The sequence below is a fragment of the Streptomyces venezuelae genome (genome assembly GCF_008642335.1).
Classification (GTDB): domain Bacteria; phylum Actinomycetota; class Actinomycetes; order Streptomycetales; family Streptomycetaceae; genus Streptomyces; species Streptomyces venezuelae_F.
Genome location: NZ_CP029191.1, coordinates 1,304,116 through 1,321,709 on the forward strand (window position 1 = coordinate 1,304,116; position 17,594 = coordinate 1,321,709).

Consider the following 17,594-nt stretch of genomic DNA (forward strand, 5'->3'; position numbering starts at 1 on the left):
TCTCATTCTCCGGATCGTTCGTCCCCGTCGGCCTCAAGAGCCTTGTTCAGGATGCCGGGCAGGGCCCCGAGGAACGCGTCCACCTCTTCGTCGCGCACGTTCAGCGGCGGCATCAGCCGTACGACATCGGGGGCGGGCGCGTTCACGAGGAAGCCGGCGTCCTGAGCCACCTGCTGCACCTTCGGCGCGAGCGGCTCGGTGAGCACGATACCCAGCAGGAGGCCCGAGCCCCTTACATGCCGTACCAGCGGGTGTCCCTGTGACTCGATTCCGTCGCGCAGCTTCTCGCCCGCGCGCTTGGTGTTGTCGAGGAGGCCCTCCGCCTCGATCGTGTCGATCACGGCGCGGCCCGCGGCGCACGCGACGGGGTTCCCGCCGAACGTCGTGCCGTGGTGACCGGGCTTGAAGAGCTCGGCGGCGGTGCCGAACGCGACGGTCGCGCCGAGCGGGAGCCCGCCGCCCAGACCCTTCGCGAGCGTGACGACATCCGGCTGTACGCCGTCGTGCGCCAGGTACTCGAACCAGTGGCCTGTGCGGCCGATTCCGGTCTGCACCTCGTCGAGGACGAGGAGCGTCCCGGTGGCCTCGGTGATCTCCCTGGCCGCCTTGAGGTAGCCCGCGGGCGGCACGACGACGCCGTTCTCGCCCTGGATGGGTTCGATGATGACGAAGGCGGTGTCGGTGGTCACCGCTGCGCGCAGGGCGTCCACGTCGCCGTACGGGACGTGTGTCACCTCTCCCGGCAGCGGTACGAACGGCTCCTGCTTGCCGGGCTGTCCGGTGAGGGCGAGCGCGCCCATCGTGCGGCCGTGGAAGCCGCCCTGCGTGGCGACCATGTGCCGGCGGCCGGTCAGCCTGCCGAGCTTGAACGCGCCCTCGTTGGCCTCGGCGCCGGAGTTGCAGAAGTACACCCGGCCCTCGCGGCCGAAGAGCTGCAGCAGCTTCTCGGCGAGCGCGACGGGCGGCTCGGCGACGAAGAGGTTGGAGACGTGGCCGAGGGCGCCCATCTGGGCGCTCACGGCCTCGACGAGCGCCGGGTGGGCGTGGCCGAGCGCGTTGACCGCGATGCCGCCGACGAAGTCGAGGTACTCCTTGCCGTCGGCGTCCCACAGCTTGGTGCCCGCGCCGCGCACCAACGGCAGCCTCGGCGTGCCGTAGTTGTCCATGAGTGCGTCCCGCCAGCGCGCGGTCAGCTCCTGGTTGCTCATGACTCCCCCTCCGTACCGGTGCTCTCGTCGTCGGGCACGACCATCGTGCCGATGCCTTCGTCCGTGAAGATCTCCAGCAGGATCGAGTGCTGGACGCGCCCGTCGATCACGCGGGCCGTCTCGACGCCGTTGCGCACGGCGTGCAGGCAGCCCTCCATCTTCGGGACCATGCCGCTGGCCAGCTCGGGCAGGAGCTTCTCCAGCTCCTTCGCGGTGAGGCGGCTGATGACCTCGTCGGAGTTCGGCCAGTCCTCGTAGAGGCCCTCGACGTCGGTGAGGACCATCAGGGTCTCGGCACCAAGCGCCGCAGCGAGTGCCGAAGCCGCCGTATCAGCATTGACGTTGTAGACATGGTGATCGTCCTGGGAGCGGGCGATCGAGGAGACGACCGGGATGCGGCCGTCGGCGAGCAGCGCCTCGATGGCGCCCGTGTCGATCTCGGTGATCTCGCCGACCCGGCCGATGTCGACCAGTTCGCCCTCGATGCGGGGCTGGTGCTTGGTGGCGGTGATGGTGTGGGCGTCCTCGCCGGTGAGGCCGACGGCGAGCGGGCCGTGCTGGTTGAGCAGGCCGACGAGCTCGCGCTGCACCTGTCCGGCGAGCACCATGCGTACGACGTCCATGGCGTCCTCGGTGGTGACCCTGAGGCCCGCCTTGAACTCGCTGACGATGCCGTGCCGGTCGAGTGCCTTGCTGATCTGCGGTCCGCCGCCGTGCACGACGACGGGCTTGAGGCCCGCGTGGTGCAGGAAGACGACGTCCTGGGCAAAGGCGGCCTTGAGTGCCTCGTCGACCATGGCGTTGCCGCCGAACTTGATGACGACGGTCCTGCCGCGGTGCCGGGTCAGCCAGGGCAGCGCCTCGATGAGGGTCTGGGCCTTGGGGAGCGCGGTGTGCTTGCGCGCGGTGGGCGTGCTCATGAGCTGTACGCGCTGTTCTCGTGGACATAGTCCGCGGTGAGGTCGTTGGTCCAGATCGTCGCGGACTCGGTGCCCGCCGCCAGGTCGGCGGTGATGACGACCTCCCGGTAGCGCATGTCGACGAGTTCGCGGTCCTCGCCGACGGAGCCGTTCTTGCAGACCCAGACGCCGTTGATGGCGACGTTCAGCTGGTTCGGGTCGAAGGCGGCGGAGGTGGTGCCGATGGCGGAGAGCACCCGGCCCCAGTTGGGGTCCTCGCCGTGCAGGGCGCACTTGAGGAGGTTGTTGCGGGCGATGGAGCGGCCCACCTCGACGGCGTCGGCCTCGCTCGCGGCGTTGACCACGTCGACCTTGATGTCCTTGCTGGCGCCCTCGGCGTCGCCGATGAGCTGGCGGCCGAGGTCGGCGCAGACCTCGCGGACGGCGTCGGCGAACTCGGCGTACTCGGGGGTGACTTCGGCGGCACCGGAGGCGAGCAGCAGCACGGTGTCGTTGGTCGACATGCAGCCGTCGGAGTCGACGCGGTCGAAGGTGAGCCGGGTGGCGTCGCGCAGCGCACGGTCCAGGACGTCCGCCTCGACGTCGGCGTCGGTGGTCAGCACGACGAGCATCGTGGCGAGGCCGGGGGCGAGCATGCCCGCGCCCTTCGCCATGCCGCCGACGGTCCATCCGTCCTTCGTCACCACGGACGTCTTGTGCACGCTGTCGGTGGTCTTGATGGCGATGGCGGCCTTCTCGCCGCCGTGCGCGGAGAGTTCACCGGCGGCCTTGTCGACGCCCGGCAGGAGCTTGTCCATGGGGAGGGTCACGCCGATGAGTCCGGTCGACGCGACGGCGACCTCGCCCGCGTTCACGGAGAGGACGTCGGCGACCTTCTCGGCGGTGGCGTGCGTGTCCTGGAAGCCCTGCGGTCCCGTACAGGCGTTGGCGCCACCGGAGTTGAGGACGACGGCGGAGACGAGGCCGCCCTTGAGGACCTGCTCCGACCACAGGACGGGGGCGGCTTTGACGCGGTTGGAGGTGAAGACGCCCGCGGCGGCCAGGCGGGGCCCGGTGTTGACCACGAGGGCCAGGTCCGGGTTGCCGTTCTCCTTGATGCCGGCGGCGATGCCCGCCGCCGTGAATCCCTTGGCTGCCGTCACACTCACGGCGCGACTCCGATCGTAGTGAGCCCGGTGGCCTCGTCGAGGCCGAGGGCGATGTTCATGCTCTGCAGGGCGCCGCCCGCGGTGCCCTTGGTGAGGTTGTCGATGGCGCTGATGACGATGACGCGCCCGGCCGTCTCGTCGTACGCGACCTGGATCTGCACGGCGTTCGAGCCGTACACGGAGGCGGTGGCGGGCCACTGCCCCTCGGGGAGGAGCCGCACGAACGGCTCGTCGGCGAACGCCTTCGCGTACGCGTCCCGCACGGACTCGGCCGTGACGCCCGCCTTGGCCTTCGCGCTGCAGGTGGCGAGGATGCCGCGGGGCATCGGGGCCAGCGTCGGCGTGAAGGAGACGGTGACGGGGGCGCCCGCGGCGGCGGAGAGGTTCTGGACGATCTCGGGCGTGTGCCGGTGCCCTCCGCCGACGCCGTACGGGGACATGCTGCCCATGACCTCCGAGCCGAGGAGGTGCGGCTTGGCCGCCTTGCCCGCGCCGGAGGTGCCGGACGCCGCGACGATCACCGCTTCGGGCTCGACGAGGTCCGCGGCGTACGCGGGGAAGAGCGCGAGGGAGACGGCGGTGGGGTAGCAGCCGGGCACGGCGATGCGCTTGGTCCCGGCGAGCGCGGTGCGGGCACCCGGCAGTTCGGGCAGGCCGTAGGGCCAGGTCCCGGCGTGCGGGCTGCCGTAGAACTTCTCCCAGTCGCCCGCGTCCTCGAGTCGGAAGTCCGCGCCCATGTCGACGACGAGGACGTCCGGGCCGAGCTGCTCGGCGACGGCGGCGGACTGCCCGTGGGGCAGCGCGAGGAAGACGACGTCGTGTCCGGTGAGGACGTCCGCCGTGGTCGGCTCCAGGACCCGGTCGGCGAGCGGGTGGAGATGCGGCTGCAGCACACCGAGGCGCTGGCCCGCGTTCGAATTGCCGGTGAGGGCGCCGATCTCGACCTCGGGGTGCGCGAGCAGCAGACGCAGCAACTCGCCGCCCGCGTACCCACTCGCTCCTGCCACTGCTGCGCGTACCCTCATGGAACCCTCCTCTTGGATGGCATGACTATACGTATCGCCGCACTTTTATGCAATCCAAGAGGGTCGGAGCGTGATCGGAGGGCCGCGACGCCCGCGCTACGACAGGATCTCGACGTATCCGGATGTCCCGTGGACACGGATCCGCTGGCCGTCCCGGATCAGACGGGTCGCCTTCTCCACGCCCACCACGGCGGGCAGGCCGTACTCCCTGGCGATCACCGCGCCGTGCGTCATCAGGCCGCCCACCTCGGTCACCAGGCCCGCGACGGCGACGAACAGCGGCGACCAGCTGGGGTCGGTGAACGTGGTGACGAGGATGTCGCCCGCTTCGAGGTCGGCGTCCGCGATGTCGAGGATGACGCGGGCCCGCCCCTCGACGGTCCCGGCGGAGACCGCGAGGCCGGTCAGGGCGCCTTCGGGCACGTCGTCGCGACGGTACGCGCCGGTGAGGGCCTCGCCGTCCGAGGTCAGGACGCGGGGCGGCGTGAGCTCCTCGTGCCACCGGAAGTCGTCCTTGCGCCGCTGGACGAGCCCGGCGTCCAGGCGGTGCGTGCGCACGACGTCACGGAGTTCCTGGAAGGTGAGGTAGAAGACGTCCTCCTTCTCGGCCAGCACGCCCGCCCGCACGAGGCGTTCGGCCTCGCCCATCAGGGCCTGCTTGTAGACGGAGTAGCGCTGGATGATGCCGTACTTCGGGTACTCCCTGTACCCGATGAACGTCCTGACCCGGTCGATCATCCGCTTGGTCTCGTCGGCCTTCACGTCGCCGTCCGGCAGGGCCCGCAGCCGCGTCAGTACGTCGCGCTCCTTCTCCGCCGCCTTCCGCCGCCCCTGCTCGAAGCGGTGCGCGGCGGCACCGGGGCCGAAGTTCCTGACGTTGTCGAGGATGACGGGGACGAGCGCGGTGGGGCGCTCGCGCCACCGCGGCCTCGTGATGTCGATCTCGCCGACGCACCGCGCGCCGTACCGGTCGAGGTACGCCTCGATGGCGTCCCGCGCCTCGGCTCCGCCCGGGAGCGCCGCCAGTTCGCCGCCGCGCAGGAAGTCCTCGTCCTCGACGCCCTGCAGATACGCCACGACCTCCGGATGCGGTCGGACCGCGTCCGCCACGTCGAGCAGCGCGAGGCCCATCTCGGACGTGACGTTGTCCGGGGCGGACAAGGTGAGCGTGTCGGCCGCGTTCGTCTCGCCGAGCCATTCCCGCAGTCTCTCGTTGAGCCACCAGGTGGCATCCATGCCCGCCATCAGCGCCTGGAAGCTCAGCGGATCGCTGAGGACCTCCTTGTGCTCCACGAAGGCCTCTTCGAGGAAGTCGAACAGCTCCGGCCCTGTCTTCGTGCGGATGTCGCGTTGCAGGGCGGCGACGGACGCCTCGCTGCGGGCGATCAGCCCGGTGACGATGGCGGGGTCGGGGCCCGAGCCGAGGGCCGGGTCGGGGCCCGGGGCGGGTGCGGCTGCGTCCTGCTCATCCGGCTCGTTCGGCTCGTCCGGGAGCGCCGTTGCCACGAAGTCGCCGCGGTCGATGACGGTCTCCAGCGCGTCCCTGGTCAGCGGGTCGTGCTTCCCGATGGCATCGAGGAGGGCGGCGCGGGTGCCGGGCGCGGCCAGGCGCGGGGTCACGTCGACGAAGAGCCGTCCGCCGGCCTCGTACATGTCGGCCATGGCCGTCCGCTGCCACATCGAGTACCCGAGGGGCTTCATGGCGTCGGTCATCATCTGCTGGTGGCCGACGGAGACGTAGACGCGGTTCTCCGGGCCGCCGCCTTCGCCGGTCTCCCTCCCGGGGACGGGGAAGAGCGTGGTGATCGGTCGGCTCTGCACGATGTGGAAGCCGTCGTCCGTCAGACACCACTCGATGTCCTGCGGCCGCCCGAAGTGCGCCTCGATCCGCCGCCCGATCCGTACGAGCTCCACGACCTGGTCGTCCGTCAGCGACGGCTCCTTCTGCCGCCGCGCGTCGAGCGTCACTTCCTCCGTGCCGCCGGCGGGCAGGGCGTACACGGCGCGTTCCTTGGCGGCGATGGTCCTGTCGACGACCGCGCCGTCCCGCACGGTGAAGACGTCCGGGTTCACGATCCCGGAGACCAGGGCCTCGCCGAGGCCGAAGCCCGCGTCCACGGTGGCGGTCTTCCGGTCGCCCGTGACGGGGTCGGCGGTGAAGAGGATGCCCGCGGCGTCCGGGAGGACCATCCGCTGGACGACGACGGCCATGTGGACCGTCCGGTGGTCGACGCCGTTGCGCCGGCGGTAGATCACGGCGCGCTCGGTGTAGACGGAGGCCCAGCAGCGCGTGATGTGCCGGAGGATCTCCGCCGTCCCCACGACGTTGAGATACGTGTCCTGCTGGCCCGCGAACGACGCCGTCGGCTGGTCCTCGGCGGTCGCGCTGGACCGTACGGCATAGGCGGCCCGCTCGCCCCCGTCGGTACGGGCGAGCGCGCGGGTGACCGCTTCCGCGAGGACGTCCGGGAGGGCGATGCCCTCGATGACCCGGCGGATCTCCGCGCTCAGCGCCCGGACGCCCTCCTGGTCGTCCGGGCTCAGCCGCGCCAGACGGTCGAGCCGGTCGCCGAGGGCGGGCGTCTCGGCGACGATGTGCCGGTACGCGTCGGTGGTGACGCAGAAACCGGGCGGCACGTGGACGTCGCCGATCCGTGCCAGTGCGCCCAGATGCGCGCCCTTGCCGCCGACGGCGGCGGTCTGTCGCTCGTCGACTTCAGCGAGGTCGATTACGTACTGCGTGCCCATCGTTCGGCGCCCCGTTTCCGCAGGTAGTGGCTTCGGCCGACGATTGTGCGCCGTCCTGGGGGCCTTGTGGCAAGCCCCCCAGGACGCTATAAGTTGAGAGTGGCAAGGAGAGCTCGCTCTCCTTGCCTTTTTGTTTTTCTCCTCAAGCCACCACGCGTGGCACCATAACCCTTCGCGATGGCGCCACATGTGTGCCATGATGGCACCACAGGCGACACGAGGGATTGTCGCAACGGGGTTTACGGGGCAACGGGGTGGGGAGCCGGACATGGCATCGACAGAGCACGGAGAGAGACAGGGCCGAGGCCGGGGCCCCGGCGCCTTACACGCCTTCGCCCGCTTCGTGCTCTGCGGCGGCGGCGTGGGACTCGCCTCCAGCTTCGCCGTGGCGGGCCTCGCCCACTCGGTTCCGTGGGCCATGGCCAACGCGCTGGTCACCGTGGTGTCGACGCTTCTCGCCACCGAGCTGCACGCCCGCTTCACCTTCGGCGCGGGCGGCCGGGCGACCTGGCGCCAGCACGTGCAGTCAGCGGGATCCGCGGCGGCGGCGTACGTAGTGACCTGTGGAGCGATGCTGGTCCTGCACCAGGTGGTGGCCGCGCCCGGCGCGGTTCTGGAGCAGGTCGTCTACCTGTCCGCGTCCGCGCTCGCCGGGGTCGCGCGGTTCGCGGTGTTGCGCGCCATCGTCTTCGCCCGCACCCGCCGCCCGCGCCCCGCACCCGCCGACGCATCCCGCCCGGTCACCGTTGCCGCATCCCGCCCGGTCACCGTGCCCATGGCCCGCGCCGCCGCCCCGGCCGAGGCCGCGGCGCTCTGCCCCGCGGCCTGACCGGAGGGGCCACCCCGACCGCCCTGCCGTCTCTCCACGTCACACCGCGGACCTCGACTCCGCGGGACGTCGGCGCAGGGCCCGCGCCGTGAGCGAGGGCGGGGTCCACACGCCGTCCGGCGGGTAGATGTCGGTGCCGGGAGGCACGATCTCGTCGAGCCGGTCGAGGGTCGCGTCGTCCAGGGACACGGACGCCCCCTTGAGGGTGGCGCGCAGCTGCTCCATCGTGCGGGGACCGATGATCACCGACGTGACGGCGGGGTGCGCGAGCGGGAAGGCCGTCGCCAACTCCGGCAACGTACAGCCGAGTTCGTCCGCCACGGCGACGAGCTGCTCCACGACCTCCAGCTTCGCAGCCGTGCGCGGCGCCGCGGGGTCGAAGCGACCCGGGTGCAGGGTCGGACGGCCGCTGCTCAGATCGAGGGCCCGGCCCTTCCTGTACCGCCCGGTCAGGAACCCCGAGCCGAGCGGGCTCCACGTCAGCACCCCCATGCCGAGCCGCTGCGCCACCGGCAGCACGTGCCGCTCGATGCCCCGGGCGAGGAGCGAGTAGGGCGGCTGCTCGGTACGGAACCGCTGAAGCCCGCGCCGCTCGGCCACGTGGTACGCCTCGACGATGTCGTCGGCCGGGAACGTGGAGCACCCGAACGCCCTGATCTTGCCCTGCCGCACCAGGTCGGTGAGGGCGGAGAGGGTCTCCTCGACGTCGGTCGTGTGGTCCGGCCGGTGCACCTGGTAGAGGTCGATCCACTCCGTGCCGAGCCGCCGCAGACTGTCCTCGACCGCCCTGACGATCCAACGCCGCGAATTGCCGCCGCGGTTGGGCCCCTCCCCCATGGGGAAGTGCACCTTGGTCGCGAGCACCACGTCGTCGCGACGGCCCTTCAACGCCTTGCCGACGATCGTCTCCGACTCCCCCGCCGAGTACATGTCGGCGGTGTCGACGAAGTTGATCCCTTCGTCGAGCGCGGCATGGACGATCCGGGCACAGTCGTCGTGATCACCGTTGCCGACGTGCCCGAACATCATGGTGCCGAGGCAGTACGGGCTGACCTGGATCCCGGTCCCGCCCAGAACGCGGTAGCGCATGCAACTCTCCTTGGGGTTCGCCCTCTTGGAGCGCCAGACGTTACGACGTGGAGTGCGCTCCAGGGCAACAGCTCCGAGACGCAGGTCACATCCAGGTGTGTCACAGGGGGATCCGCTGTCTCGTCCCAGGGGGTGTAGAAGCCGGGGGTCGGGAAGGGCCGTCGGGGAACGTCACCGTAGGGAGCACAGCATGGACGCGCGACTGAACTACATGAGCCGGCCCAACGCCGGGAAGGCCATGAAGTACTTCCTGTCGGGGGTCAAGGCGCTGCAGGACACGACGCTGGCGCCGGCGACGCAGGAGCTGGTGGCGTTGCGGGTCAGTCAGATCAACGGGTGTGCGGGCTGCATCGACATGCACACCAAGGAGGCCGCGCTGGCGGGTGAGACCCCGGCGCGGCTGAATCTGGTGGCGGCGTGGCGCGAGGCCACCGTCTTCACCGAGGCCGAACGCGCCGCGCTGGAGCTGGCGGAGGAGGGCACCCGGGTCGCGGACGCGGCCGGTGGCGTGGCCGATGACGTGTGGGAGCGCGCCGCGCGCCACTACGACGAGGACGAACTCACCGCGCTGGTGGTCCACATCGGGTTCATGAATATGGTGAACCGGCTGAACGTCATCACGCGGCAGCCGGCGGGCGACTACGTGCCGGGACAGCTGCACTGACCGGGCCGAACAGGGAGCAACGGGGGGCCATATGAGCAAGGTCGAGGAGTTCGAGGAGCTGCGGCCGCTGCTGTTCTCGATCGCGTACCGGATCCTCGGCAGCGTGGGCGAGGCCGAGGACGCGGTGCAGGAGACATGGCTGCGCTTCGACGGCTCCACGACCCGGCCCGCGTCGACCAAGGCGTATCTGTCCGCCGCGGTCACGCGGGTCGCCATCGACGTGCTGCGGTCGGCGCGGGTGCGGCGCGAGCAGTACGTGGGTCCGTGGTTCCCCGAGCCGCTCCTGAACGATCCGTACGAGGATCCGGCGCGGGCGGCGGAGCTCGCCGAGTCGGTGTCGATGGCCGCGCTCGTCCTGCTGGAGCGGCTCAGTCCGCTGGAGCGGGCCGTGTTCGTGCTGCGGGACGTGTTCGGGTTCGAGTTCGACGAGGTCGCGGAGGCGGTGGAGCGGTCCCAGGCGGCCTGCCGGCAGCTCCTCGTGCGGGCGCGGCGGCACATGCGGGCGGGGCAGCCGCGGTTCGCTGCGGCGCGCGACGAGCGGGAGAGGCTGGCGTCCCGCTTCTTCGACGCGCTCAGCGAGGGCAACCTGGCCGGGCTGCGGGACCTGCTCTCCGCCGAGGTGTCGATGATCGGCGACGGCGGCGGCAACGCGCCGCAGCTGTCCAGGCCGCTCGCCGGTCCCGACCAGGTGGCCCGGATCCTTGCGATGGCGTTCCCGCGGATGGCGGGGATCGGCGTGACGTACGAGACGTACGAGATCAACAGCCGGCCCGGCGCGGTCTTCCGCGACCGCGACGGCAAGGTCGTCCACACGCTGGGCCTCGACGTGGCCGACGGGCGGATCCAGATGATCCGTCTCGTCATCAACCCCGACAAGCTGCGGCACCTGGGGCCGACGGCGGACATCTGGGCCATCGACCACGCGACGCGGCACGCGCATCGGCTCCCGCAGTCGGCGGAGTAGGCCCCCCGGAAGGCGCGGCCATCTTGGCCGCCTTGCCTCCGGACGCGCCCGCGGAGCATGCTCAGGTATGACGATCTTGAGCGATGCGCGGCGCGGCGCACGGTCCGGTGCCGTACTGGCCGCCGCCATCGCCGCCTTCGGCCTGACGGCCGGCTGCGGAGGCGGGGACGGGGACGGGGACGAGGGCGACGGTGCCCGGGGCGGGCTCGGTGCCGACCAGCGGCGGCGGGCGGACCAGCTGGTGAGCGTCTTCGAGAACGGCACCACCAGGATCCAGTACGCGTACGCGGAGAACCTCGGCGACGGCCGGGGCGTCACCGCGGGCCGCGCGGGCTTCACGACCGGCGACGGCGACGCGCTCGAAGTGGTCCGGGCCTACACGAAGCGGGTGCCGGACAATCCCTTCGCCCGCTTCGTCCCCGGTCTGGAACGCGAAGCCCGTGGGACCGGCGGGAAGGGTTCGGGCGGGTCCGGGGCGCCGTTCCCCGACGCCGAGTTCATCGCCGCCTGGAAGCGCGCCGCCGCCGACCCCGCGTTCCGCGACGTGCAGGACGCGCAGGTCGACGAGCGCTACTTCACGCCCGCCGCCCGGGCCGCCGAGAAGGCCGGTCTCCGCAGCCCGCTCGCGCTCGCCGAGCTGTACGACGCCTCGATCCAGCACGGCAACGGTCCCGACCGGGACGGGCTGCCCGCCCTGATCAAGCGGACGACGGCGGAGGCCGGGCCGCCGTCGAAGGCGGGCGAGAAGGCGTGGCTGGACGCGTTCTTCGACGTACGCGTCGACGATCTGACCCACCCCGCGAACCCTGACACCGCCGAGGAGTGGCGCAAGTCCGTCGATCGCGTCGAGGCGCTGCGCCGCATCGCGAAGAGCGGCAACCGCGACCTCGACGGGCCGTTCGAGGTCACCGCGTTCGGCAGTACGCACACGATCAAGTGAGGGCGGCCGACAGCCGGATCGGCGGCGCGGAACCGGTCAGTCGCGCGGGTCCTCGCCGCGTGCCGCCCGCTTCTCGGCCTGCTCCGCCTGCTTCTCCTTGATGCGCGCCGCGTCCTTGCGCACCTCGGCCTGCGTGGCGCGCTCCTGGCGCAGCCAGCCGGGCTGCTCCTCCTTCAGCGCGTCGATCTGCTCCGTGGTGAGCGGCTCGGTCACTCCGCCGCGCGCGAGGCCCGCGATGGAGACGCCGAGCTTGGCCGCGACGACGGGGCGCGGGTGCGGGCCGTTGCGCCGCAGTTCCTGGAGCCACTCGGGCGGGTCGGTCTGCAGCGCGTTGAGCTCGCTGCGCGAGACGACGCCCTCCTGGAACTCGGCGGGCGTGGCCTGGAGGTACACACCCAGCTTCTTCGCCGCGGTCGCGGGCTTCATGGTCTGGGTGGTCTGGTGCGACGTCATGGGTCCAGGGTATCGAGCATGTGCGCTGGTCCTGACCACGGCGGGTAGCCTGGCGAGGTGACAGGCTCGGAAGTATCCCCTTCGTTCCGGCTCGCCTACGTCCCGGGGGTGACGCCCGCCAAATGGGTGCGTATCTGGAACGAGCGGCTGCCCGACGTCCCGCTGACCCTCCGGACCGTGGCCGCCGCCGAGGTGCCCGACGTGCTGCGGGCGGGTGGCGCGGACGCCGGTTTCGTACGGCTGCCCATTGACCGTACGGACCTCAGCGCGATCCCCCTCTACACCGAGACGACGGTCGTCGTGATCCCCAAGGACCATGTCGTCGCCGCGGTCGACGAGGTGTCCGTCGACGATCTCGCCGACGAGGTCGTGTTCCATCCGCTGGACGAGACGCTGGAGTGGGAGCGGCGGCCGGGCCTGTCCGCGTACGAGCGTCCCGCGACGACCGAGGACGCGGTGGAGCTCGTGGCGGCGGGGGTGGGCCTCCTGGTCGTCCCGCAGTCGCTGGCCCGCTTGTACCACCGCAAGGACCTCACCTACCGGCCCGTCACGGGTGCGCCGGAGTCGCGCGTCGCCCTGTCGTGGCCGGAGGCCGAGACGACGGACCTGGTCGAGGACTTCATCGGGATCGTCCGCGGCCGGACGGTCAACAGCTCCCGGGGCCGCGCCCAGAACCCGCCGAAGGGCAAGGGCACGGGCACGGACAAGGACGTGGCCAGGGCGAAGGCCGCCCAGGCGGCCAAGGCCAAGCGGAAGCCGGGCGCCTCGTCCGGGAAGCCGAAGGCCAAGGGCGGGCAGGGCGGCCGCTCCGGCGGCGCACCCAAGCGCGGCAAGCCCCGCCGCCGCTCCTAGCCCACGACGAGGGGCCTCCCACCAGTAGGGCGGGAGGCCCCTCGCTCTTGTTGCCGCGCTACGGCAGCGTCAGGACGTCAGCCCAGGATCGACAGCGCCTGGTTGAACGTCGCGGACGGGCGCATGACCTTGGAGGCCTTCTCCACGTCCGGCTGGTAGTAGCCGCCGATGTCGGCCGGCGAGCCCTGCACGGCGATCAGCTCGTCGACGATGGTCTGCTCCTGCTCGCCCAGCGTCTTCGCGAGGGCCGTGAAGGCCTCGGCGAGCTGCGCGTCGTCGGTCTGCTGGGCCAGCTCCTGCGCCCAGTACAGGGCGAGGTAGAAGTGGCTGCCGCGGTTGTCGATGCCGCCGAGGCGACGCGACGGCGACTTGTTCTCGTTGAGGAACGTGCCCGTGGCGCGGTCGAGGGTGTCGGCGAGCACCTGGGCGCGCGCGTTGCCCGTCTTCGTGGCGAGGTGCTCGAAGCTGACCGCGAGGGCGAGGAACTCGCCCAGGCTGTCCCAGCGCAGGTAGTTCTCCTTGACCAGCTGCTGGACGTGCTTCGGGGCGGAGCCGCCGGCGCCCGTCTCGAAGAGGCCGCCGCCGTTCATCAGCGGGACGACCGACAGCATCTTGGCGCTGGTGCCCAGCTCCAGGATCGGGAAGAGGTCGGTGAGGTAGTCGCGCAGGACGTTGCCGGTGACGGAGATCGTGTCCTCGCCGCGGCGGATGCGCTCCAGGGAGAACGCGGTCGCCTCGACCGGCGCCATGATCCGGATGTCCAGGCCCTCGGTGTCGTGGTCGGCGAGGTACCGCTCGACCTTGCCGATGAGCACGGCGTCGTGGGCGCGGGTGTCGTCCAGCCAGAAGACGGCCGGGTTGCCGGTGGCGCGGGCACGCGTGACGGCGAGCTTCACCCAGTCCTGGATCGGCAGGTCCTTGGTCTGGCACATGCGGAAGATGTCACCGGCGGCGACGGTCTGCTCCAGGACGACGTTGCCCGCGCCGTCGAGGACCCGCACGTTGCCCGTGGTGGGGATCTCGAAGGTCTTGTCGTGGCTGCCGTACTCCTCGGCCTTCTGCGCCATGAGGCCGACGTTCGGGACGGAGCCCATCGTCGACGGGTCGTAGGCGCCGTTGGCGCGGCAGTCGTCGATGACGGCCTGGTAGATGCCCGCGTAGCTGCTGTCCGGCAGGACCGCGAGGGTGTCGTGCTCCTCGCCGTCCGGGCCCCACATGTGGCCGGAGGTGCGGATCATGGCCGGCATGGAGGCGTCGACGATGACGTCGCTGGGGACGTGCAGGTTGGTGATGCCCTTGTCGGAGTCGACCATGGCGAGCTCCGGGCCCTCGGCGAGCTCGGCCTCGAAGGACGCCTTGATCTCCGCGCCCTCGGGGAGCGACTCCAGGCCCTTGAAGATGCCGCCGAGACCGTCGTTCGGGGTCAGGCCGGCGGCGGCGAGGGTCTCGCCGTGCGCCGCGAAGGTCTTCGGGAAGAAGGCGCGGACGACGTGGCCGAAGACGATCGGGTCGGAGACCTTCATCATCGTGGCCTTGAGGTGCACGGAGAAGAGGACGCCGTCGGCCTTGGCGCGGGCGACCTGCTCCTTGAGGAACTCGCGCAGCGCGGCGACGCGCATGACGGAGGCGTCGACGACCTCGCCCTCGAGGACCGGTACGGACTCGCGCAGGACGGTGGTGGAGCCGTCGTCACCGGTGAGCTCGATGCGCAGCGAACCGGCCTCGGTGATCACCGCGGACTTCTCGGTCGAGCGGAAGTCGTTCTCGCCCATGGTGGCGACGTTCGTCTTCGAGTCGGCCGTCCAGGCGCCCATGCGGTGGGGGTGGGCCTTGGCGAAGTTCTTGACCGACGCGGGGGCGCGGCGGTCGGAGTTGCCCTCGCGCAGGACCGGGTTGACGGCGCTGCCCTTGACCTTGTCGTAGCGGGCGCGGATGTCGCGCTCCTCGTCGGTCTTCGGGTCGTCCGGGTAGTCGGGGAGCGCGTAGCCCTGGCCCTGCAGCTCGGCGATCGCGGCCTTGAGCTGCGGGATCGAGGCCGAGATGTTAGGCAGCTTGATGATGTTCGCCCCGGGCGTCTTGGCCAGCTCGCCGAGCTCGGCGAGGGCGTCGGAGATGCGCTGGCTCTCCTCCAGACGCTCCGGGAAGCTCGCGATGATGCGCCCCGCGAGCGAGATGTCGCGGGTCTCCACGCCGACACCGGCCGTCGAGGCGTAGGCCTGGACCACCGGCAAGAACGAATGGGTCGCCAGGGCCGGGGCCTCGTCAGTGTGGGTGTAGATGATGGTCGAGTCAGTCACCGGGTGCTCCGCTCCGCGTCTGCAACATTGCTCGACATCAAGATATCTCCTACCCACCCCCTTACGGACAGTGCCTTCCGGTCCGTTCTTCGTAGACACTGTCTACGAGGTGTAGTAGACAGTGTCTATGACCGAACGGGATGATCAAGAGGCCGGGCTGCGCGCCCGGCTCGTGGACGTGGGTGTCGAGCTCGTGGCGACGCAGGGGGTGCAGGCGCTGACCCTGCGGGAGATCGCACGCAGGGCGGGCGTCTCGCACGGCGCGCCCCGGCGGTACTTCCCCACGCATGTGTCGCTGCTCTCCGCCATCGCCCGGCGGGGCTTCGGGGAGCTGGCCGTCGAGGTGCGGAAGGCGGTGGGCGACGGTCCCGACGACGACGCCCGGGTACGGCTGCGTGCCCTGAGCCGCGCCTACCTCGGCTTCGCCGTGACCCGTCGCGGCATGTTCGAGCTGATGTTCCGGCACGACCTGCTGGAGAGCAATCAGCTCGGTCTCCGGGAGACCAGCCTCCCCCTCTTCGACGTCCTGACCGGCCTGGTCGCCGAGGCCCGCCCCGCGTCCGGCGCCGGAGCGCGGGTCGTCGCGGGCGCGCTGTGGGCGAACCTGCACGGCATCGCGCAGCTGTGGGGGTGGGGCAGCCTGAGCCTGGCGACGGGCGAGGACGACGTGGAGGCGCTGCTGGACGCGGCACTCGACGCGCACCTCGGGCCGGAGGCCTCGTGACGACCACCGCGGAGATACCGCCCCCGGAGATCCGGACCACGGGACTGCGGCACCGGCTCACCCTCGCCTGCAGCGTCGTCGGAGCCATGGTCGTCGCGCTGGACGGCACCGCGCTGACCGTCGTCCAACCCGCTCTGCAACGCGACCTGGACGCCTCCTTCGCACAGGTGCAGTGGACGAGCACCGGCTATCTGATCGCCGTCGCGAGCCTGCTCGTCTTCGCGGGGCGGCTCGGCGACCGGTACGGGCACGGGCGGCTCTTCGCCGTCGGAACGCTCGGGTTCGCCGCCGCCTCGGCGGGGGTCGGCCTGGCGTCCGGCATCGGCTGGGTGATCGCATTGCGCGTGGCCCAGGGTGTCTTCGGGGCGCTTCTGCAACCCGCGACGCTCGGGATGTTGCGGGCCGCATTCCCGCCGGACCGGCTCGGGATGCCGATCGCGCTGCGGATGAGCGCGATCGGGCTCGCGGCGGCCACGGGACCCCTGGTCGGCGGGGCTCTCGCCACGCACCTCGGCTGGCGTTCGGTGTTCTACCTGAGCGTGGTGCCCGCGGTGGTGATCGGCGTACTGGCGCTGGTGGTACGGGTACCGGCGGCACGCCGGGAGGCCCCCGCGCCCGGGCTCGACCTGCCCGGCGCGGGGCTGCTCGCGGTGACGCTGGCCTGCCTGGTGCACATCCTCGTGACGGTGCCGGAAGAGGGGTGGACGACGGTGGCCGTGGTGAGTCTCGTGGTGGCGACGGCCGCGGGAGGCGCGTTCGTACGGCACGAGAGGCGTGCCGCGAGCGCGCTGGTGCCGCCGCGCCTGCTCCGCTCGGCCGGGGTCGGGGCGGCGCTCGGCATCCTGGTCGCGGCGTCCGCGGCGATGTTCGGGGCGCTCTTCGTCGGCACGTACTTCCTTCAGGACGTCCTGGGCCTCGACCCGCTGGACTGCGCGCTGAGGGCGCTGCCGCTCGCCGTGATGATGGTGGTGAGCGCGCCGCTCGCGGCGGTGGTGCTGCGCAGGCATGGGCCGCGGCGGACGATCACGGCGGCGATGACGGTGCTCGCCGCGGGGATCCTGGCCCTGTCGCGCGTGGACGCGACGTCGGGCCCGGTGGCGACCGGTGCGGGGTTCCTGTTGCTCGGGGCGGGGTTCGGGACGGTGATGGTCGCGGCGACGGCGGTCGTCGTGCGCCATGCTCCGGTCGCCGACGCGGGGGTGGCGGGCGGCCTCCAGCAGACGGCGATGAACGTGGGCCCGACGGTGGGGGTCGCCGTGGCGACGACCCTGATGACGGCCCTGGCGCCGCGTACGGCGGAACGAGGCGCCCCCTGGCAGGACGCCGCGTTCCTCTCCGCGATGACTCCTACGCTCACGACGCTGGCGTCGGTGGCCGCGCTGGGCGCCCTGGCGGCGACGGGCCTGCCGCGACGGAACGCACCACGCCCGGAGCGCGCGGCGCCGGGCGCGTAGGCCTGGGCGGGGCGCAGGGCCGGGCGGGGGCGTTGGGCCGGGCGGGGGCGTTGGGCCCGCCGGGCACAGGCCGGGCGGGCACAGGGCCCGCCAGGCACAGACCCCGCCGGGCACAGGACCGGGCGAACGCAGACCCCGCCGGGCACAGGACTGGGCGGGCGCAGACCCCGCCGGGGGCAGGCCCGCCAGGCACAGACCCCGCCCCGAGAACAGCAGCGCCTCTCGGTGATCGCGCACCGGGACGGAGCACGGACGCTGAGCGCCTACCGCCGGGAGCAG

General features: G+C 71.7%; 15 protein-coding genes. 7 read left to right on the forward strand and 8 right to left on the reverse strand.

Annotated features, from left to right (window positions below; all coding sequences use genetic code 11):
• Window positions 1-2 precede the first annotated feature (2 nt).
• The 5 genes from DEJ49_RS05750 to rph all read right to left on the reverse strand — a co-directional run bounded on the left by DEJ49_RS05750 (window position 3) and on the right by rph (window position 7,049).
• Window positions 3-1,208, reverse strand: coding sequence for an acetylornithine transaminase (locus DEJ49_RS05750; protein ID WP_150182961.1), 1,206 nt, complete (start codon window positions 1,206-1,208; stop codon window positions 3-5).
• A complete protein-coding gene (argB, locus tag DEJ49_RS05755) occupies window positions 1,205-2,128 on the reverse strand; it encodes an acetylglutamate kinase (RefSeq protein WP_150182962.1) in 924 nt (307 codons plus the stop codon). Before argB ends, DEJ49_RS05750 begins: the two co-directional genes overlap by 4 nt.
• Entirely contained in the window at window positions 2,125-3,276 is a 1,152-nt protein-coding gene (argJ, locus tag DEJ49_RS05760; RefSeq protein ID WP_150182964.1) for a bifunctional glutamate N-acetyltransferase/amino-acid acetyltransferase ArgJ, read from the reverse strand. The genes argB and argJ overlap by 4 nt, the downstream gene beginning before the upstream one ends.
• A complete protein-coding gene (gene argC / locus DEJ49_RS05765; protein WP_150182966.1) occupies window positions 3,273-4,301 on the reverse strand; it encodes an N-acetyl-gamma-glutamyl-phosphate reductase in 1,029 nt (342 codons plus the stop codon). Before argC ends, argJ begins: the two co-directional genes overlap by 4 nt.
• A gap of 96 nt (window positions 4,302-4,397) precedes the next feature.
• The gene (rph, locus tag DEJ49_RS05770) at window positions 4,398-7,049 is read right to left on the reverse strand and encodes a rifamycin-inactivating phosphotransferase (protein WP_150182968.1); all 2,652 of its coding nucleotides are present in this window, start codon (window positions 7,047-7,049) and stop codon (window positions 4,398-4,400) included.
• Window positions 7,050-7,317: 268 nt separating this feature from the next.
• Here rph and DEJ49_RS05775 point away from each other — a divergent pair, with 268 nt between their 5' ends.
• Window positions 7,318-7,878, forward strand: a complete 561-nt coding sequence (locus DEJ49_RS05775; protein WP_150182970.1) for a GtrA family protein — start codon at window positions 7,318-7,320, stop codon at window positions 7,876-7,878.
• Between the two features lie 39 nt (window positions 7,879-7,917).
• Here DEJ49_RS05775 and DEJ49_RS05780 read toward each other — a convergent pair whose 3' ends face one another.
• Window positions 7,918-8,967: an aldo/keto reductase gene (locus tag DEJ49_RS05780; RefSeq protein WP_150182972.1), complete on the reverse strand. Its 1,050-nt coding sequence runs from the start codon at window positions 8,965-8,967 to the stop codon at window positions 7,918-7,920.
• Between the two features lie 190 nt (window positions 8,968-9,157).
• Between DEJ49_RS05780 and DEJ49_RS05785 the strand changes: the two genes are divergently transcribed.
• The 3 genes from DEJ49_RS05785 to DEJ49_RS05795 all read left to right on the forward strand — a co-directional run bounded on the left by DEJ49_RS05785 (window position 9,158) and on the right by DEJ49_RS05795 (window position 11,535).
• Window positions 9,158-9,631 carry a carboxymuconolactone decarboxylase family protein gene (locus DEJ49_RS05785; RefSeq protein ID WP_150182974.1) on the forward strand — a complete coding sequence of 158 codons (474 nt, stop codon included), beginning with the start codon at window positions 9,158-9,160 and terminating at the stop codon, window positions 9,629-9,631.
• Between the two features lie 31 nt (window positions 9,632-9,662).
• A complete protein-coding gene (locus DEJ49_RS05790; RefSeq protein ID WP_150182976.1) occupies window positions 9,663-10,595 on the forward strand; it encodes an RNA polymerase sigma-70 factor in 933 nt (310 codons plus the stop codon).
• Between the two features lie 67 nt (window positions 10,596-10,662).
• Window positions 10,663-11,535 (forward strand): chitosanase, encoded by an 873-nt coding sequence (locus tag DEJ49_RS05795; protein WP_150182977.1) that lies wholly within the window; start codon window positions 10,663-10,665, stop codon window positions 11,533-11,535.
• A 36-nt stretch (window positions 11,536-11,571) separates the two neighbouring features.
• Here DEJ49_RS05795 and DEJ49_RS05800 read toward each other — a convergent pair whose 3' ends face one another.
• A complete protein-coding gene (locus DEJ49_RS05800) occupies window positions 11,572-11,988 on the reverse strand; it encodes a DUF5997 family protein (RefSeq protein WP_150182979.1) in 417 nt (138 codons plus the stop codon).
• A 57-nt stretch (window positions 11,989-12,045) separates the two neighbouring features.
• On the opposite strand from DEJ49_RS05800, the gene DEJ49_RS05805 reads away from it, so the two are divergent.
• Window positions 12,046-12,840, forward strand: a complete 795-nt coding sequence (locus tag DEJ49_RS05805; RefSeq protein ID WP_150182981.1) for a LysR family substrate-binding domain-containing protein — start codon at window positions 12,046-12,048, stop codon at window positions 12,838-12,840.
• A 77-nt stretch (window positions 12,841-12,917) separates the two neighbouring features.
• On the opposite strand, the gene DEJ49_RS05810 is transcribed toward DEJ49_RS05805, so the two are convergent.
• Complete coding sequence (locus tag DEJ49_RS05810; RefSeq protein WP_150182983.1) at window positions 12,918-15,137, reverse strand: NADP-dependent isocitrate dehydrogenase; 2,220 nt, start codon at window positions 15,135-15,137, stop codon at window positions 12,918-12,920.
• 127 nt (window positions 15,138-15,264) lie between these two features.
• Here DEJ49_RS05810 and DEJ49_RS05815 point away from each other — a divergent pair, with 127 nt between their 5' ends.
• Both DEJ49_RS05815 and DEJ49_RS05820 read left to right on the forward strand, forming a co-directional pair.
• A complete protein-coding gene (locus DEJ49_RS05815) occupies window positions 15,265-15,861 on the forward strand; it encodes a TetR/AcrR family transcriptional regulator (protein WP_150182985.1) in 597 nt (198 codons plus the stop codon).
• Window positions 15,862-15,947: 86 nt separating this feature from the next.
• Window positions 15,948-17,315 (forward strand): MFS transporter, encoded by a 1,368-nt coding sequence (locus DEJ49_RS05820; protein ID WP_150188063.1) that lies wholly within the window; start codon window positions 15,948-15,950, stop codon window positions 17,313-17,315.
• The last annotated feature ends 279 nt before the right edge of the window (window positions 17,316-17,594 follow it).

What these genes read in the sequence shown, in the direction of transcription:
- DEJ49_RS05800 (WP_150182979.1), bottom strand. Translation starts at nt 11,988, where the DNA reads ATGACGTCGCACCAGACCACCCAGACCATGAAGCCCGCGACCGCGGCG.
- DEJ49_RS05775 (WP_150182970.1), top strand. Translation starts at nt 7,318, where the DNA reads ATGGCATCGACAGAGCACGGAGAGAGACAGGGCCGAGGCCGGGGCCCC.
- DEJ49_RS05795 (WP_150182977.1), top strand. Translation starts at nt 10,663, where the DNA reads ATGACGATCTTGAGCGATGCGCGGCGCGGCGCACGGTCCGGTGCCGTA.
- DEJ49_RS05780 (WP_150182972.1), bottom strand. Translation starts at nt 8,967, where the DNA reads ATGCGCTACCGCGTTCTGGGCGGGACCGGGATCCAGGTCAGCCCGTAC.
- DEJ49_RS05790 (WP_150182976.1), top strand. Translation starts at nt 9,663, where the DNA reads ATGAGCAAGGTCGAGGAGTTCGAGGAGCTGCGGCCGCTGCTGTTCTCG.
- DEJ49_RS05785 (WP_150182974.1), top strand. Translation starts at nt 9,158, where the DNA reads ATGGACGCGCGACTGAACTACATGAGCCGGCCCAACGCCGGGAAGGCC.
- DEJ49_RS05820 (WP_150188063.1), top strand. Translation starts at nt 15,948, where the DNA reads ATGGTCGTCGCGCTGGACGGCACCGCGCTGACCGTCGTCCAACCCGCT.
- DEJ49_RS05750 (WP_150182961.1), bottom strand. Translation starts at nt 1,208, where the DNA reads ATGAGCAACCAGGAGCTGACCGCGCGCTGGCGGGACGCACTCATGGAC.
- argB (WP_150182962.1), bottom strand. Translation starts at nt 2,128, where the DNA reads ATGAGCACGCCCACCGCGCGCAAGCACACCGCGCTCCCCAAGGCCCAG.
- argC (WP_150182966.1), bottom strand. Translation starts at nt 4,301, where the DNA reads ATGAGGGTACGCGCAGCAGTGGCAGGAGCGAGTGGGTACGCGGGCGGC.
- rph (WP_150182968.1), bottom strand. Translation starts at nt 7,049, where the DNA reads ATGGGCACGCAGTACGTAATCGACCTCGCTGAAGTCGACGAGCGACAG.
- DEJ49_RS05815 (WP_150182985.1), top strand. Translation starts at nt 15,265, where the DNA reads ATGACCGAACGGGATGATCAAGAGGCCGGGCTGCGCGCCCGGCTCGTG.